This window comes from Stenotrophomonas geniculata, assembly GCF_034508895.1.
Lineage (GTDB): Bacteria > Pseudomonadota > Gammaproteobacteria > Xanthomonadales > Xanthomonadaceae > Stenotrophomonas > Stenotrophomonas geniculata.
In genome coordinates this window covers 4,312,486-4,328,273 of sequence record NZ_CP140571.1, presented here as the reverse complement: position 1 = coordinate 4,328,273, position 15,788 = coordinate 4,312,486, and the positions used below count along the sequence as shown (strand labels likewise).

The following is a 15,788-nucleotide window of genomic DNA, read 5'->3' as shown; positions in this document are numbered from 1 at the left end:
CGCTCAGGCCGGGTCGCCATTGCGCCGGGCCTGCGCCCGTACCAGCCGATCCATGGTGCGCAGGGACTTCTCGCCGAGCTGCATGGCGGTGTCCACCCAGATCTCGGTGATCCGCATCATTTCATGCAGCGGCACCATGGTGGCGATTTCGTTGACCTCACGCATCGCTGCCCATGCGTGCGGAATGCGTCGGCTTTCCTTGATCACCTGTTCGACCGCGGCAACACCTTCGCCCACCGGCACCACGATGTCGACCAGGCCCATCTCCTTCAGCTGGTTGGCGGTGTAGAGGTTGCCTTCCAGCATGATCTTCTCGGCCAGGCGCGGGCTGATCCGCTGGCACAGGAAGGAGTAGGCGCCCATGCCCGGGAACAGGTCGAACAGCACCTCGGGCAGGCCCATCAGCACGCCTTCCTCGGCGACGATGGTGTGGCAGCTGAGTGCGGCCTCGAAGCCGCCACCCAGTGCATTGCCCTGGACCAGGGCGATGCTGTGGGCACGGGTACCCAGGCCGGCATGGAAGGCATGCACGCCGCGCACGCAGCGCTGGGCATAGTCGAGCAGGCGGGCGCGGTCGCCTTCACGGATCAGGCGGCAGAACAGTTCGAGGTCGCCCCCCAGGTTGAACACGTCGCTGTCCGAGGCAAGAACGACATGGGGTGACAGGGCGTGCGAGGCGCTGAGGCGGTCGCCCAGGTCGCGCTGGTAGTCGACGATGTCATCGACCAGGCGCGAGGCGAAGCACGGCCGGCCTGGCTGGTTGACCAGGTTGGCGTGCATGTGGATCCAGTAGACATCCCGCTCGGGCTCCTCGGTGATACGCAGGGTAGGGTGCTGCGAGGGGCGGGTGATGATGGGGCGTACTGCGGACATGGGAGTTCTCCGTGTGACCGTCCGGCCAACCGCAGAGCGGACGGAGAGGAGTGAGGGGGCGGGCTGAACGTGCGGCGGCGACTGATTCTATGCACCCGTCGTGAACCGCCCGCAAGCGCTGTACCGGCCATGTTCCGGTAACAGAAAGACCCCGCCGTCTCCGGCGGGGTCCCTGTATTGTCCCGTTGCCCGGAAACCCTTACTGGGCGGGCGTATCACGCAGCTCGCGACGGAGAATCTTGCCGACATTGGTCTTCGGCAGCTCTTTTCGGAATTCTACGATTCTGGGGTGCTTGTAACCGGTCAGGTTTGCCCGCGCATGTTCCTTGACCATTTCCGCGGTCAGGTTCGGGTCCTTCTTCACGATCACGACCTTGACCACTTCGCCGGACTTCTCGTCCGGGACACCGACGGCGGCGACTTCCAGCACGCCCGGCATCATCGCGATGACGTCTTCGACCTCATTCGGGTACACGTTGAAGCCGGACACCAGGATCATGTCCTTCTTGCGGTCCACGATGTAGAAGAAGCCCTTTTCGTCCATCTTCGCCATGTCGCCGGTGTGCAGCCAGCCGTCGGCGTCGATGGCGGTGGCGGTTTCTTCCGGCCGCTGCCAGTAGCCCTTCATCACCTGCGGGCCCTTGATGCACAGCTCGCCCACTTCGCCCAGCGCCAGGATATTGCCGTTGTCGTCCTTGATGCAGGCATCGGTGGACGGGATCGGCAGGCCAATGGCACCGTTGTACTCGGGCAGGGTGAGCGGGTTGATGCAGGCTGCCGGCGAGGTCTCGGTCAGGCCGTAGGCTTCGACCAGGGTCACGCCGGTGACCTTCTTCCAGCGTTCGGCCACGGCACGTTGCACCGCCATGCCGCCGCCCAGAGTGAACTTGACCGAAGAGAAGTCGATCTCGTCGAAGCCCGGGGTGTTGAGCAGGCCGTTGAACAGCGTGTTGACGCCGGTGATGGCAGTGAAGCGGGTGCCCTTGAGCTCCTTGACGAAGCCCTTCATGTCGCGCGGGTTGGTGATCAGGTGATTGCAGCCACCGAACTTCATGAAGACCAGGCCGTTCGCGGTCAGCGCGAAGATGTGGTACAGCGGCAGGGCAGTGATGATCACTTCCTTGCCCGGCTCGATGCCCGAGGTGGACAGCCACGCCGACGCCTGCTGCATGTTGGCGATCAGGTTGCGGTTGGTCAGCATCGCACCCTTGGCCACGCCGGTGGTACCACCGGTGTACTGCAGGAAGGCGATGTCGTCGTGGTCGATCTCGACCGGCGGAAGCGCGTGGCGGCTGCCCAGCTTGAGCGCCTGCTTGAAGCGGACGGCGCCCTTGATGTGGTAGTTGGGCACCATCTTCTTGACGTACTTCAGCACGAAGTTGACGATCGCGCCCTTGGCGCCGAGCAGGTCGCCCAGGCCGGTGGTGACCACGTGCCTGACCGGCGTGTCGGCGATGACCTGCTCGACGGTGTCGCCGAAGTTGTCGACCACCACCAGCGCACTGACGCCCGCGTCGACCAGCTGGTGCTTGAGTTCGCGCGCGGTGTACAGCGGGTTGACGTTGACCACGGTCAGTCCGGCGCGCAGCACGCCGAAGGTGGCCACCGGGTACTGCAGGCAGTTGGGCATCATCAGGGCGACGCGGTCACCCTTCTTGAGCTTGAGCTCACCCAGCAGGTAGGCGGCGAACTGGGTGACCAGCGCATCCGTCTCACCATAGGTGAGGACCTTGCCGAAGCTGGAGTAGGCGGGACGGTCGCGGAATTTCGCGACGGAAGCGTCGAAGACCGAGGCGACCGAATGGAATTCGTTGACGTCGATTTCGGCGGGAACGCCTTTCGGATAGCTCTGCAGCCAGGGACGATCCAGACTCATATTCCCCCTCCAGGAATCGTGATGTATTAGGTTCGGCCCTGAGCGTAGCGACAATGGCCGTTCATTGCAGCATACCCCGCCGTAGGGAAAACGCGAAGAGGCCCCGAAGGGCCTCTTTGCTGGGTAGTGCCGGCCGCTGGCCGGCATCTGCGCTCGATCGGGCCGCTTGCGTCAGCCCTGCTTGCGCACCGGTGCGCCGTTGGCCTTGTAGTACGGCGCGGTGCTGCGGGCCAGCGGGGTGCGGCCGCGGATCACGTCGGCCAGCTTCTCGGCCATCATGATGGTCGGCGCGTTGAGGTTGCCGGTCACCACCTGCGGCATGATCGAGGCATCGACGATGCGCAGGCCTTCCAGGCCGTGCACGCGGCCCTGGCCATCGACCACCGCCATCGGGTCATCGGCATGGCCCATCTTGTTTGAGCACGACGGGTGGTAGGCGGTCTCGGCATGCTCGCGCACGAATGCGTCGATCTGCGCGTCGGTCTGCAGCGCGCTGCCCGGCGAGATCTCCCGGCCGCTGTACGGTGCCAGCGCCGGCTGCGCGAAGATCTCGCGGGTGATGCGGATCGCCGCGCGGAACTCACGCCAGTCCTGCTCGTGCGACATGTAGTTGAACAGGATGCTCGGATGTTCGCGCGGATCCTTCGAACGCACATGGATGCGGCCGCGGCTGGGCGAGCGCATCGAACCGACGTGCATCTGGAAGCTGTGCGCCTTGATCGGGTTGGAGCCGTTGTAATTGATCGCCACCGGCAGGAAGTGGTACTGCAGGTTCGGCCAGTCGAATTCGGCATCGCTGCGGATGAAGCCACCGGCCTCGAACTGGTTGCTGGCGCCGATGCCGGTGCCCAGGAACAGCCACTCGGCACCGATCGCCGGCTGGTTGTACAGCTTCAGTGCCGGCGCCAGCGACACCGGCTTCTTGCATTCGTACTGCAGGTACATCTCCAGGTGATCCTGCAGGTTGGCGCCGACGCCTGGCAGGTGGTGCACCAGGTCGATGTCCAGGCTGCGCAGCAGGTCGGCCGGGCCGACGCCCGAGCGCTGCAGGATCTGCGGCGAGGCGATGGCGCCACCGCACAGCAGCACTTCGCGGCGCGCAGTGGCACGCTGCGGCTGGTCGTTGTGCAGCCACTGCACGCCCACCGCACGCTTGCCCGAGAACAGGATGCGGTCGGTCAGTGCGTGGGTGACGATGGTCAGGTTCGGACGCGGCTTGGCCAGGTCCAGGTAGCCGCGGGCAGTGCTGGAGCGACGGCCCTTCGGGGTCACCGTGCGGTCCATCGGGCCGAAGCCTTCCTGCTGGTAGCCGTTGAGGTCGTCGGTGCGCGGATAGCCAGCCTGCACGCCGGCTTCGACCATCGCCGCGAACAGCTCGTTGTTGCCGGCCTTCGGCGTGGTCACGCGCAGGGGGCCGTCGCCACCGTGGTAGTCATTGGGGCCGATGTCGCGGGTTTCGGCCTTGCGGAAGTACGGCAGGCAGTCCAGGTAGGTCCAGTCTTCCAGGCCCGGCATGCTGGCCCAGTTGTCGTAGTCCATCGCGTTGCCGCGGATGTAGCACATGCCGTTGATCAGCGACGAGCCGCCCAGGCCCTTGCCGCGGCCGCAGTCCATGCGGCGGTTGTTCATGAAGGGCTCGGGATCGGTCTTGTACGCCCAGTTGTAGCGCTTGCCCTGCAGCGGGAAGGCCAGTGCCGCCGGCATCTGGGTACGGAAGTCGAGCCGGTAGTCCGGGCCACCGGCTTCCAGCAGCAGCACGCTGACATCGGCATCTTCGGTGAGGCGGGTGGCCAGCACGTTGCCGGCCGAACCGGCGCCGATGATGATGTAGTCGTACTCGTTATGGGTGCTCATGGGTGTCTCCTGCAGGCCGGGGCGCGCTGCATGCAGGCGTCCCGGCGGAATGTCGGATCGGCGCGGTGGCCGGACGAGAGGGCGTGCTCGGGGCGCGCCGGTCAGAACACGCTGGCGTAGTCGCCCAGTTCGACCTGCACCGACTTGATGCGGGTGTAGTGGCCGAGGGTGGAGATGCCGTTCTCGCGGCCGACGCCGGATTCCTTGTAGCCGCCGACCGGCATTTCGGCCGGCGATTCGCCCCAGGTGTTGATCCAGCAGATGCCGGCTTCCAGGCGGTGGATGATGCGGTGGGCGCGGCTGACGTCCTTGCTGACCACGCCGGCGGCCAGGCCGAAGGTGGTGTCGTTGGCGCGGCGCACCACTTCGTCCTCGTCGTCGTAGGCGAGGATGCTCATCACCGGCCCGAAGATCTCTTCCTTGACGATGGTCATGTCATCGCGGCAGTCGGAGAACACGGTCGGCAGCACGTAGGCGCCATTGGCCAGCGCGCCTTCGGTGGCGCGGCCGCCGCCGGTCAGCAGGCGGGCGCCTTCGGTCTTGCCGCTTTCGATGTAGCGCAGCACGTTTTCCATGTGCGGGAAGCTGGTCAGCGGGCCGAAGTTGGTCTCGGCGGCCATCGGGTCGCCGATGCGGATGCGCTTGACGCGCTCGACAACAGCGGCTTCGAACGCGGCCAGCATGCTGCGCGGCACGAACACGCGGGTACCGTTGGTGCAGACCTGGCCGGAGCTGAAGAAGTTGGCCATCACCGCGATGTCGGCGGCACGGTCCAGATCGGCGTCATCGCAGATCACCAGCGGCGACTTGCCGCCCAGCTCCATGGTCACTTCCTTCAGCGACGAGGACGCGGCGCTGGCCATGACCTTCTTGCCGGTGGCGACGCCGCCGGTGAAGGAGATCTTCTCGATCACCGGGTGCTCGGTCAGCCACTGGCCGATCTCGCGGCCCGGGCCCTGCACCACGTTGAACACGCCGGCGGGCACGCCGGCTTCGGTGTAGATCTCGGCCAGCCGGATCGCGGTCAGAGGGGTCACTTCGGACGGCTTGAACACCATCGCGTTGCCCGCGGCCAGCGCCGGGGCCGACTTCCACATGGCGATCTGGATCGGGTAGTTCCAGGCACCGATGCCGGCGACCACGCCCAGCGGTTCGCGTCGGGTATAGAAGAAGCTCGATTCGCGCAGCGGCAGCTGGATACCTTCGATGGCGGTGGCCAGGCCGGCGTAGTACTCGACCACGTCGGCGCCGGTGACGATGTCCACGGTGGTGGTTTCGGCCAGCGCCTTGCCGGTGTCCAGGGTTTCCAGGTGGGCCAGTTCGTCGTTGCGCTCGCGCAGGAGCTCGACGGCACGGCGCAGGATGCGCGAACGCTCCATGGCCGTCATCGCGGCCCACACCTTCTGGCCTTCGGCTGCGCTCTGCACGGCACGTTCGACGTCGGCCTGGCTGGCGACCTGCACTTCAGCGATCACCTCGCCGGTGGCCGGGTTGATGGTCTTGAAGGTCTTGCCGCTGGTGGCATCGACGCGCTGGCCGTGGATGTAGAGCTGTTGGACGGGCAGGGTGGTCATGGGGCGTACTCCTTGGAAGGGGGCGGGTGCTGAAGCGCTTATAGCGCGACAGCCTGCAACTGGAAGTCGATATAGCCGTAAGCGATGCGCCGGGACTTCTCGGCATTGAACTGGCCGCCGACCAGGCTGCCGCGCAGCCACAGGCCGTCAATCATCGCGGCCAGGCCGCGGGCGGCCAGGCGGGCCTGCGGGTGGGGCAGCAGGCGGTTGAACTGGTGGCACAGGTTGGAGAACAGGCGCTGGTCGTTGGCGCGCTGCAGCCGGGCCAGTTCCGGCTGGTGCATGCTCGCGGCCCAGAAGGTGAGCCAGACGCGCATGGCGGTGCCGTTGATCTGGCTGTCGTCGAAGTTGCCATCGACGATGGCGCGCAGCTGCTCGCGCGGGTCGTCGCTGGCGTCGGCGCGGTAGCGGGCGACCGCGTCCTTCAGTTCGCGCAGGATCTGCCGCATTGCAGCATTGAGCAGGCCGTCCTTGTCGCCGAAGTAGTGGGCGACGATGCCGCTGGACAGCCCGGCCTTCTTCGCGATGGTGGCGACGGTCGCATCGGCCATGCCGATCTCGTCGATGGTCTGGAAAGTGGCCCGGATCAGCTGCTCGCGCCGTACCGGTTCCACGCCTTTCTTCGGCATTGTCTCTCCACGGATTGCGACCCGAAGGATCGGGCTGCCCGCCATTATGCTTTTTATTGATTGAACGTTCAATCAATAAACCATAGGATGCGCTCGCGCCCCACGCCATGGGCCCGGTTTACCGGTCCGGCCCCGCCCATGTGCTCCCTCGGACTTGATGAGACGACCCCATGTCTTCCCTGGCTCATCCCAAGCGTTCGCCCCTGCGCTTGAACCGTTTTGTGTTCTTCAGTTCCTCGGTGTCGATCGGCATCCTCGGGCTGCTCACCGTTCTCTATCCCGAAGGCAGCGAGCACTGGCTGCAATGGGCGCAGGCCGAAGTGTCGGCCGCGTTCGGCTGGTGGTACATGCTGCTGATCGTGCTGTGCCTCGGCTTCGTGCTGTGGCTGGCGTTCTCGCCGTATGGCCGCATCCGCCTGGGCCACAACGAGGAATCACCGGCCTTCGGCTACGTCGCATGGGTGTCGATGCTGTTCTCGGCCGGCATCGGCATCGCGCTGCTGTACTACGGTGCCTACGAACCGCTGGACCATTTCCTCAATCCGCCCGGGCAGCCCGGCGGGACTGTGGCCGCCGGCCGCGAGGCGATGGTGCTGACCTTCCTGCACTGGGGCCTGCACGGCTGGGCGCTGTACGCGCTGGTCGGCGTGGCGCTGGGCTACTTCGCCTACCGCCGCGACCTGCCGCTGGCGTTGCGCTCGGCGCTGTACCCGATCTTCGGTGAGCGCATCCATGGCCGCATCGGCGACATGGTGGATGGTTTCGGTATCCTGGCTACGCTGATCTCGATGGTGACCAACCTCGGCATCGGTGCGCTGGTGGTGCAGTCCGGCCTGGTCTATCTGTTCCACATCCCGGATACGCCGCAGGTGCTGGTGGCGATCGTGCTGGTGATGATGGTGGTGGCCACCATCGGTGTGGTGGCTGGCGTGGAAAAGGGCATTGCCTGGCTCTCCAACCTCAACGTGCGTCTGCTGTGCGGTCTGCTGCTGTTCGTGCTGGTCACCGGCCCGACTCTGCACCTGTTCGACGGCCTGATCCAGAACACCGGCGATTACCTCGGCGCGTTCGTGCGCAAGAGCTTCGACATGTACCTCAACGACCCGAAGGGCCGTGAGTGGATGGGTTCGTGGACACTGTTCTACTGGGCCTGGTGGATCGCCTGGGCGCCGTTTGTCGGCCTTTTCGTGGCGCGCATCTCGCGTGGCCGCACCATCCGTGAAGTGATCATGGGCGTGCTGCTGATCCCGCTCGGCTTCACCCTGGCCTGGCTGTCGATCTTCGGCAACACCGCCATCGACCTGGTGCTCAACCATGGGCAGGCGATCCTGGGTGAGGTGGCCCAGCACGATGCGGCGATGACGCTGTTCAAGCTGCTGGAATACCTGCCCGCCGCGCCGTATGTAGCCGGTGCCGCGGTGGTGATCGGTTTCGTGCTGTTCCTGACCCCGGTCGATTCGGGCACGCTGATGATCGCCAATCTGTGCACCCGTCGTGTCGATGACGGCGTCGAGGACGGTCACGACGCACCGATCTGGCTGCGCGTGTTCTGGGCGGCCGGCATCACCGTGGCCAGCGTCGGCCTGCTGCTGGCCGGCAACTTCAGTGCGATGCAGACCGCAGTGGTGCTGTGCGGCCTGCCGTTCTCGTTCACCCTGGCGTTCTACATGTGGGGCCTGCTGAAGGCGCTGCGTACCGACCCGGACGCGCCGCGGCGCTGAGGTCAGGAGGTCGCGATTTCGTTGTTGTCTGAAAGACAGCTGCGCCTGCCGGCTGCAATCATCGCTCGACATTTCGCTGCTGGAGTCGAGTGATGATTCGCACGCTGGGTCTTTCTTTGCTGTTGTCCCTTTCCTGCCTGCCTGCGGCGTTGGCCGCACCTCCGGTGCAGCTTGATTTCCCGGTGCTGGCGCTGGGCGAAACCGCGCCGGTACGCCTGCAACTGGCTCCGCATGCGGGCGGGCTGGCTGCCTACTCGATCCACATGAACAGCAGGTACAGCGCAGTAGTCAGTGGCTACGAGGTGACCAGTGTGCAGTGCCCGCCGGGCTTCCAGTCCAACCTGTATGGCGAAGGCCGCGGCGCGGTCTGCTATCGCACCGAGGACGTGCCGCATGCTGGAGGCGTGATGGTGGTGCAGGTCGTCAACGTCGACGCACCCGATGGACACACCGCCTGGGAAGAGGGGCTGGGCTTCCTGGATGCCCAGGGTCCGCTCCAGAATGCTCCGTGGCATCTCTTTGGTGTGCGACCTTGAGCGTGTAAAGCAGACGGCCGGATCCTTGGATCCGGCCGTCTGGGTAATGCAGGTGGTCGCAGTGGAGCGAGCTCGACTCTACTTGGCTGCCAGCTGGCGTAGCACGTACTGCAGCAGGCCGCCGCGGTGGGCGAGGAGGCGCGCTTGCGAACCACTGGTTCGCGCGTCTCCGCAGCGCCCCCGCGCTGGCGCGGGGGCCGGGCTTCCGCCCGTTGGCACCGGGGGAAGGCTCAGCGACCTGCCAGCTGGCGCAGCACGTACTGCAGCAGGCCGCCGTGGTGGGCGAGGAGGCGCGCTTGCGAACCACTGGTTCGCGCGTCTCCGCAGCGCCCCCGCGCTGGCGCGGGGGCCGGGCTTCCGCCCGTTGGTACCCGTGGGCTGGCTCAGCGACCTGCCAACTGGCGCAGCACGTACTGCAGCAGGCCGCCGTGGCGGAAGTACTCGACTTCCTTCGGGGTCAGCAGCATCACCGACACCTCGAAGGTCTTCTTCGTGCCGTCGGCCTTGGTGGCGGTGACCGTGGCGCGCTTGCTGGCGCCGTCCTGCAGGCCGGTGATGTCGATCACTTCCGAGCCGTCCAGGCCCAGCGACTGCGCGTTTTCGCCGTTGCGGAACTGCAGCGGCAGCACGCCCATGCCGACCAGGTTGGAGCGGTGGATGCGCTCGAAGCTCTCGGCGATGACCGCCTTCACCCCCAGCAGCAGGGTGCCCTTGGCCGCCCAGTCGCGCGACGAGCCGGTGCCGTATTCCTTGCCGGCCAGCACCACCAGCGGCACCTTGTCGGCCTTGTACTTCATGGCCGCATCGTAGATCGCCAGCTTCTCCGGCTGGCCACCACCGGCCGGGTAGTACAGGGTGTTGCCGCCTTCCTCGCCACCGAACATCAGGTTCTTGATGCGGATGTTGGCGAAGGTGCCGCGGACCATCACGTCATCGTTGCCGCGGCGGCTGCCGTAGCTGTTGAAGTCGGCCGGCTGCACGCCGCGTTCCTGCAGGAAGCGGCCTGCCGGCGAGTCCTTCTTGATGTTGCCGGCCGGGGAGATGTGGTCGGTGGTGATCGAATCGCCGAACAGGCCCATCACGCGTGCACCGTGCACGTCGTCGATGCTGCCGGTCTGCATGGTCATGCCATCGAAGTACGGCGGGTTCTTGATGTAGGTGGAGGCGTCGCTCCACGCGTACAGGTTGCCGTCCGGCGAGGCGATGGTGTTCCAGCGGGTGTCACCCTTGAACACATCGGCGTAGTTCTGCTTGAACATCTCCGGGCCGATGGTGGCGGCGATGACATCGCCGATTTCCTTGTTGCTCGGCCAGATGTCGCGTAGGAACACCGGCTGGCCATCGCTGCCGGTCCCCAGCGGCTGGGTGGTCAGGTCGATGTCGGTGGTGCCGGCGATGGCGTAGGCCACCACCAGCGGCGGGCTGGCCAGGTAGTTCATCTTCACTTCGGGGTGCACGCGGCCCTCGAAGTTGCGGTTGCCCGACAGCACCGAGGTGACCACCAGATCGCCGGTGGCGATGCCGGCGCTGACTTCGGTCGGCAGCGGGCCGGAGTTGCCGATGCAGGTGGTGCAGCCGTAGCCGACCACGTAGAAGCCGATCTTCTCCAGCTCCTTCAGTACGCCAGCTTTTTCCAGGTAGTCGGTGACCACGCGCGAGCCTGGGCCGAGCGAGGTCTTGACCCACGGTTGGCGGTTCAGGCCCTTGGCGGCCGCGTTGCGGGCCAGCAGACCGGCACCGATCATCACCGCCGGGTTGGAGGTGTTGGTGCAGGAGGTGATGGCCGCGATCACCACCGCGCCATCCTTCAGCCGGACCTTGCGGCCTTCGGTTTCGATATCGGCGTAGCCCTTGGCCAGCTGCTCGTTGCCGACCGCGGCGCCGCCGCCTTCATTGACGAAGGAGGAGACGTCGTCGCTGCGCTTGTCACGGTTGGCGGTCATGCCGACCAGCGCTTCGCGGTAGTTCTTCTGCACGTCTTCCAGCAGCACGCGGTCCTGCGGACGCTTGGGGCCGGCCAGCGACGGCTTCACCGTGCCCATGTCCAGTTCCAGCGTGGTGCTGTACTGCGCATGTGCACTGTTGGCGTCGTGCCACAGACCCTGCGCCTTGGCGTAGGCTTCGACCAGATCGATCTGCTCTTCGCTGCGGCCGGACAGGCGCAGGTAGTTCAGCGATTCGGCGTCGATCGGGAAGATACCGCAGGTGGCGCCGTATTCCGGGGCCATGTTGCCGATGGTGGCGCGGTCGGCCAGTGGCAGATGCTGCAGGCCGTCACCGTAGAACTCGACGAACTTGCCGACCACGCCCAGCTTGCGCAGCATCTGGGTGACGGTCAGCACCAGGTCGGTGGCGGTGGCGCCTTCGGGCAGCTTGCCGGTCAGCTTGAAGCCGACCACCTGCGGGATCAGCATCGACGACGGCTGGCCGAGCATGGCGGCCTCCGCTTCGATGCCGCCCACGCCCCAGCCCAGCACGCCGATGCCATTGATCATGGTGGTGTGGCTGTCGGTGCCGAACACGGTATCCGGGTAGGCCACGGCCTTGCCGTCCTTGTCCGCGGTCATCACCACGCGGGCGAGGTTTTCCAGGTTCACCTGGTGGACGATGCCGGTGTTGGGCGGCACCACCTTGAAGTTATCGAAGGCCTTCTGGCCCCAGCGCAGGAAGCCGTAGCGTTCCTGGTTGCGCTGGAATTCGATCTTGCCGTTGAGGTCCAGCGCGTCGGGCTTGCCGAACACATCGACCTGCACCGAGTGGTCGATGACCAGTTCGGAGGGAATCTGCGGGTTGATCTGCTCCGGCTTGCCGCCGAGCTTGACCACCGCATCGCGCATCGCGGCCAGGTCGACCACGCAGGGCACGCCGGTGAAGTCCTGCAGGACCACGCGCGCCGGCATGAAGGCGATCTCGGTGTCCGGCTCGGCCGCCGGATTCCAGCGGGCCACCGCTTCGATGTGGTCCTTGCCGACGGTGATGCCGCCGTCCTCGTGCCGGAGCAGGTTCTCCAGCAGGATCTTCATCGAGTAGGGCAGGTGGGAGATATCGAAGCGCTGGCCCAGCGTGGGCAGGCTGAAGTAGTCGTAGGTCTTGCCGCCGACGTTCAGCTGGCTGCGGGTGGAGAACGAATCGCTCATGCGGGGTAACTCCTTCTTGCGGATGGCTTGCAGTGGCCCGCGCATGGGCGGACCTGCTTGCGGTCGCCGCGGGCCTGGTGGCCCCGGAGGTTCCAGTATGAACCCGAAACTGAATGGATTCACCCGGGCCGGGTCCGGCCTGCGGCATCGGTTCCAGACTACAGGGGAAGGTGTATGGCGTATGTCACGTTTGTGGCCGATCCTTTGCGAGGCAAGGGCTGGCGGGTCGCCGGTCCTGTTCAGGGTGGAAGTATGCCCGGGGAAGTATGTATAATTTGTGCATACTCTGGAGGGCCTACCGATGGAAGCCACTGTTGCAGAACGCGGACAGATCACCCTGCCCAAGGCGGTGCGTGATGCCCTCGGCCTGACCAAGGGCACGCTGCTGAAGGTCGAGCTGGACGGTAGCCGTATCATCCTGCGCAAGAGTGTTGACGATGCCATTTCACGGGCGCGCGGCAAGTTCGCGCTGGACGGCTTCGAATCGTCCGACGCAGCCGTACGCGCGGTGCGTGACGAGGAATAAGCCGTGATGATCGCCGTCGATTCACCGGTGCTGGTCGAGCTGCTCAGCAATGGTCCGCAGGCCGATGCGGTGGAAGCCATCCTCCGGCAGAGCCTGGTCGGTGGCCGCGTGGTGGTCTGTGGCGCGACCCTGGCCGAGGTCTGCGCATCGCTGCGCGGCGGCGCCGAGGTGCTCGAAGCGCTGGAAGAAATGGGCGTGCACTTCAACCCGATGGAAGCCAAGTCGGCGTTGCGCGCGGGCGAGATGCACCGCCGCCACCGCCAGCGCAGTGGCAGCCGCCGCAGCCTGGACGAATTCATGGTCGGCGCCCACGCACTGCTGCAGTGCGATGGCCTGATCACCTGGAACGACACGTTTTACCGCGACTACTTCAAGGGCCTGAAGCTGATCGTGCCGCACGCCTGAGCCCACTTTTTTTCAACCTACGCATTACCCGGGAGTTGTCATGTTGGAAGCCTACCGCCACCACGTCGCCGAGCGCGCTGCGCTTGGCATCCCGCCGCTGCCGCTGAGCGCGCAGCAGACGGCCGATGTCATCGAACTGCTGAAGAACCCGCCGCAGGGCGAGGCCGAGTTCCTGCTCGACCTGCTGACCCACCGCGTGCCGGCCGGCGTCGATGACGCCGCCAAGGTCAAGGCCTCGTACCTGGCCGCGATCGCGCTGGGCAGCGAGCAGAACGCGCTGATCAGCCGCGAGCGCGCCACCGAACTGCTGGGCACCATGCTCGGCGGTTACAACGTCGCTCCGCTGGTGCAGCTGCTGGACGACGCCAGCGTCGGCACCATCGCCGCCAACGGCCTGAAGAAGACCCTGCTGGTGTTCGACGCCTTCCACGACGTGCAGGAAAAGGCCAAGGCCGGCAACGCCAACGCCCAGGCCGTGCTGCAGAGCTGGGCTGAGGCCGAGTGGTTCACTGGCAACCCGGAAGTGCCGCAGAGCCTGACCGTCACCGTGTTCAAGGTGCCGGGCGAGACCAACACCGACGACCTGTCGCCGGCGCCGGACGCGACCACCCGCCCGGACATCCCGATGCACGCCCTGGCGATGCTGAAGAACAAGCGCGACGACGCGCCGTTCACCCCGGAAGAAGACGGCAAGCGCGGCCCGATCCAGCAGATCCTCGACCTGAAGGACAAGGGCCACCTGGTTGCCTACGTCGGCGACGTGGTCGGCACCGGCTCCTCGCGCAAGTCGGCCACCAACAGCGTGCTGTGGTGGACCGGCGATGACATTCCGTACATCCCGAACAAGCGCGCCGGTGGCGTGTGCCTGGGCGGCAAGATCGCGCCGATCTTCTACAACACCATGGAAGATGCCGGTGCGCTGCCGATCGAGCTGGACGTGTCGAAGATGGAGCACGGCGACGTCATCGAGCTGCGCCCGTACGAAGGCAAGGCGCTGAAGAACGGCGAGGTGATCGCCGAATTCCAGGTCAAGTCCGACGTGCTGTTCGACGAAGTGCGTGCCGGTGGCCGCATCCCGCTGATCATCGGCCGTGGCCTGACCGGCAAGGCGCGCGAAGCGCTGGGCCTGGCCCCGACCGACCTGTTCCGCCTGCCGGTGCAGCCGGCCGACACCGGCAAGGGCTTCTCGCTGGCACAGAAGATGGTCGGCCGCGCGTGTGGCCTGCCGGAAGGCCAGGGCATGCGCCCGGGCACCTACTGCGAACCGAAGATGACCTCGGTCGGCTCGCAGGACACCACCGGCCCGATGACCCGTGACGAGCTGAAGGACCTGGCGTGCCTGGGCTTCTCGGCCGACCTGGTGATGCAGTCGTTCTGCCACACCGCCGCCTACCCGAAGCCGGTGGACGTGAAGACCCACCACACCCTGCCGGAGTTCATCTCCACCCGTGGCGGCGTCTCGCTGCGCCCGGGCGACGGCGTGATCCACAGCTGGCTCAACCGCATGCTGCTGCCGGACACCGTCGGTACCGGTGGTGACTCGCACACCCGTTTCCCGGTGGGCATTTCGTTCCCGGCCGGTTCGGGCCTGGTCGCCTTCGCCGCGGCCACCGGCGTGATGCCGCTGGACATGCCGGAGTCGGTGCTGGTGCGCTTCAAGGGCAAGATGCAGCCGGGCGTGACCCTGCGTGACCTGGTCAACGCGATTCCGCTGTACGCGATCAAGTCGGGCCTGCTGACCGTGGCCAAGGCTGGCAAGAAGAACATCTTCTCCGGCCGTATCCTGGAAATCGAAGGCCTGCCGGAGCTGAAGGTCGAGCAGGCGTTCGAACTGTCCGACGCCTCGGCCGAGCGTTCGGCCGCCGGTTGCTCGGTGCGCCTGAACAAGGAACCGATCATCGAGTACCTGACCAGCAACATCACGCTGCTGAAGTGGATGATTGCCGAGGGTTACCAGGATCCGCGTTCGTTGCAGCGCCGTATCGAGAAGATGGAAGCGTGGCTGGCCAACCCGGAGCTGCTGGAGCCGGATGCCGATGCCGAATACGCTGCCGTCATCGAGATCGACCTGGCCGACATCCACGAGCCGATCGTGGCCTGCCCGAACGATCCGGACGACGTGAAGACCCTGTCCGAAGTCGCTGGCGCCAAGATCGACGAAGTGTTCATCGGTTCGTGCATGACCAACATCGGTCACTTCCGTGCCGCTGCGAAGCTGCTGGAAGGCAAGCGTGACCTGCCGACCCGCCTGTGGGTGGCCCCGCCGACCAAGATGGATGCCTCCGAGCTGACCAAGGAAGGCGTGTACGGCACCTTCGGCGCCACCGGCGCGCGCATGGAAATGCCGGGCTGCTCGCTGTGCATGGGCAACCAGGCGCAGATCCGCGAAGGCTCCACCGCGATGTCGACCTCGACCCGCAACTTCCCGAACCGCCTGGGCCGCAACACCAACGTGTACCTGGGTTCGGCGGAGCTGGCGGCGATCTGCTCGCGCCTGGGCCGCATCCCGACCAAGGAGGAGTACATGGCCGATGTGGGCGTGATCGCCGCCAGCGGCGCGGAGATCTACCGCTACATGAACTTCGACCAGATCGAGGAATACCAGGACGTGGCCAAGACGGTCGCTGCCTGATGCGGTAACTGAAAACCCCCGGCTC

The 15,788-nt window shown here is 66.0% G+C and carries 11 protein-coding genes; 5 read left to right on the top strand and 6 right to left on the bottom strand.

The features are described from left to right. Nucleotides 1-3: 3 nt before the first annotated feature. The 5 genes from rpfF to betI all read right to left on the bottom strand — a co-directional run bounded on the left by rpfF (nucleotide 4) and on the right by betI (nucleotide 6,806). On the bottom strand, nucleotides 4-873 hold the full coding sequence (rpfF, locus tag RI032_RS19980) for a diffusible signal factor synthase RpfF (protein WP_241873039.1): 870 nt from the start codon (nucleotides 871-873) through the stop codon (nucleotides 4-6). 199 nt (nucleotides 874-1,072) lie between these two features. Further along, entirely contained in the window at nucleotides 1,073-2,749 is a 1,677-nt protein-coding gene (locus RI032_RS19975; protein ID WP_010482498.1) for a long-chain fatty acid--CoA ligase, read from the bottom strand. 171 nt (nucleotides 2,750-2,920) lie between these two features. Further along, the gene (gene betA / locus RI032_RS19970) at nucleotides 2,921-4,603 is read right to left on the bottom strand and encodes a choline dehydrogenase (protein ID WP_010482497.1); all 1,683 of its coding nucleotides are present in this window, start codon (nucleotides 4,601-4,603) and stop codon (nucleotides 2,921-2,923) included. A gap of 101 nt (nucleotides 4,604-4,704) precedes the next feature. Next, complete coding sequence (betB, locus tag RI032_RS19965) at nucleotides 4,705-6,177, bottom strand: betaine-aldehyde dehydrogenase (RefSeq protein ID WP_049413280.1); 1,473 nt, start codon at nucleotides 6,175-6,177, stop codon at nucleotides 4,705-4,707. Between the two features lie 38 nt (nucleotides 6,178-6,215). After that, nucleotides 6,216-6,806: a transcriptional regulator BetI gene (gene betI / locus RI032_RS19960; RefSeq protein WP_005409501.1), complete on the bottom strand. Its 591-nt coding sequence runs from the start codon at nucleotides 6,804-6,806 to the stop codon at nucleotides 6,216-6,218. A gap of 170 nt (nucleotides 6,807-6,976) precedes the next feature. Here betI and RI032_RS19955 point away from each other — a divergent pair, with 170 nt between their 5' ends. Beyond that, a complete protein-coding gene (locus tag RI032_RS19955; protein ID WP_049453529.1) occupies nucleotides 6,977-8,527 on the top strand; it encodes a BCCT family transporter in 1,551 nt (516 codons plus the stop codon). Nucleotides 8,528-8,619: 92 nt separating this feature from the next. Then, nucleotides 8,620-9,063, top strand: coding sequence for a hypothetical protein (locus tag RI032_RS19950; protein ID WP_322547602.1), 444 nt, complete (start codon nucleotides 8,620-8,622; stop codon nucleotides 9,061-9,063). Between the two features lie 383 nt (nucleotides 9,064-9,446). On the opposite strand, the gene acnA is transcribed toward RI032_RS19950, so the two are convergent. Then, entirely contained in the window at nucleotides 9,447-12,200 is a 2,754-nt protein-coding gene (acnA, locus tag RI032_RS19945) for an aconitate hydratase AcnA (protein WP_322547601.1), read from the bottom strand. A 301-nt stretch (nucleotides 12,201-12,501) separates the two neighbouring features. Between acnA and RI032_RS19940 the strand changes: the two genes are divergently transcribed. Genes RI032_RS19940 through acnB form a run of 3 tightly spaced genes read left to right on the top strand, consistent with a single transcriptional unit; the run spans nucleotide 12,502 to nucleotide 15,763 of the window. Then, nucleotides 12,502-12,726: an AbrB/MazE/SpoVT family DNA-binding domain-containing protein gene (locus RI032_RS19940; RefSeq protein ID WP_005409505.1), complete on the top strand. Its 225-nt coding sequence runs from the start codon at nucleotides 12,502-12,504 to the stop codon at nucleotides 12,724-12,726. Between the two features lie 6 nt (nucleotides 12,727-12,732). Next, the gene (locus tag RI032_RS19935; RefSeq protein ID WP_010482492.1) at nucleotides 12,733-13,131 is read left to right on the top strand and encodes a type II toxin-antitoxin system VapC family toxin; all 399 of its coding nucleotides are present in this window, start codon (nucleotides 12,733-12,735) and stop codon (nucleotides 13,129-13,131) included. 40 nt (nucleotides 13,132-13,171) lie between these two features. After that, entirely contained in the window at nucleotides 13,172-15,763 is a 2,592-nt protein-coding gene (gene acnB / locus RI032_RS19930; protein ID WP_228355300.1) for a bifunctional aconitate hydratase 2/2-methylisocitrate dehydratase, read from the top strand. Nucleotides 15,764-15,788 lie beyond the last annotated feature (25 nt).

Excerpts from the sequence above, each read along its gene's own strand:
- RI032_RS19940 (WP_005409505.1), top strand. The coding sequence starts at position 12,502 with ATGGAAGCCACTGTTGCAGAACGCGGACAGATCACCCTGCCCAAGGCG.
- betB (WP_049413280.1), bottom strand. The coding sequence starts at position 6,177 with ATGACCACCCTGCCCGTCCAACAGCTCTACATCCACGGCCAGCGCGTC.
- acnA (WP_322547601.1), bottom strand. The coding sequence starts at position 12,200 with ATGAGCGATTCGTTCTCCACCCGCAGCCAGCTGAACGTCGGCGGCAAG.
- RI032_RS19935 (WP_010482492.1), top strand. The coding sequence starts at position 12,733 with ATGATCGCCGTCGATTCACCGGTGCTGGTCGAGCTGCTCAGCAATGGT.
- RI032_RS19955 (WP_049453529.1), top strand. The coding sequence starts at position 6,977 with ATGTCTTCCCTGGCTCATCCCAAGCGTTCGCCCCTGCGCTTGAACCGT.
- RI032_RS19950 (WP_322547602.1), top strand. The coding sequence starts at position 8,620 with ATGATTCGCACGCTGGGTCTTTCTTTGCTGTTGTCCCTTTCCTGCCTG.
- RI032_RS19975 (WP_010482498.1), bottom strand. The coding sequence starts at position 2,749 with ATGAGTCTGGATCGTCCCTGGCTGCAGAGCTATCCGAAAGGCGTTCCC.
- betA (WP_010482497.1), bottom strand. The coding sequence starts at position 4,603 with ATGAGCACCCATAACGAGTACGACTACATCATCATCGGCGCCGGTTCG.
- rpfF (WP_241873039.1), bottom strand. The coding sequence starts at position 873 with ATGTCCGCAGTACGCCCCATCATCACCCGCCCCTCGCAGCACCCTACC.
- betI (WP_005409501.1), bottom strand. The coding sequence starts at position 6,806 with ATGCCGAAGAAAGGCGTGGAACCGGTACGGCGCGAGCAGCTGATCCGG.
- acnB (WP_228355300.1), top strand. The coding sequence starts at position 13,172 with ATGTTGGAAGCCTACCGCCACCACGTCGCCGAGCGCGCTGCGCTTGGC.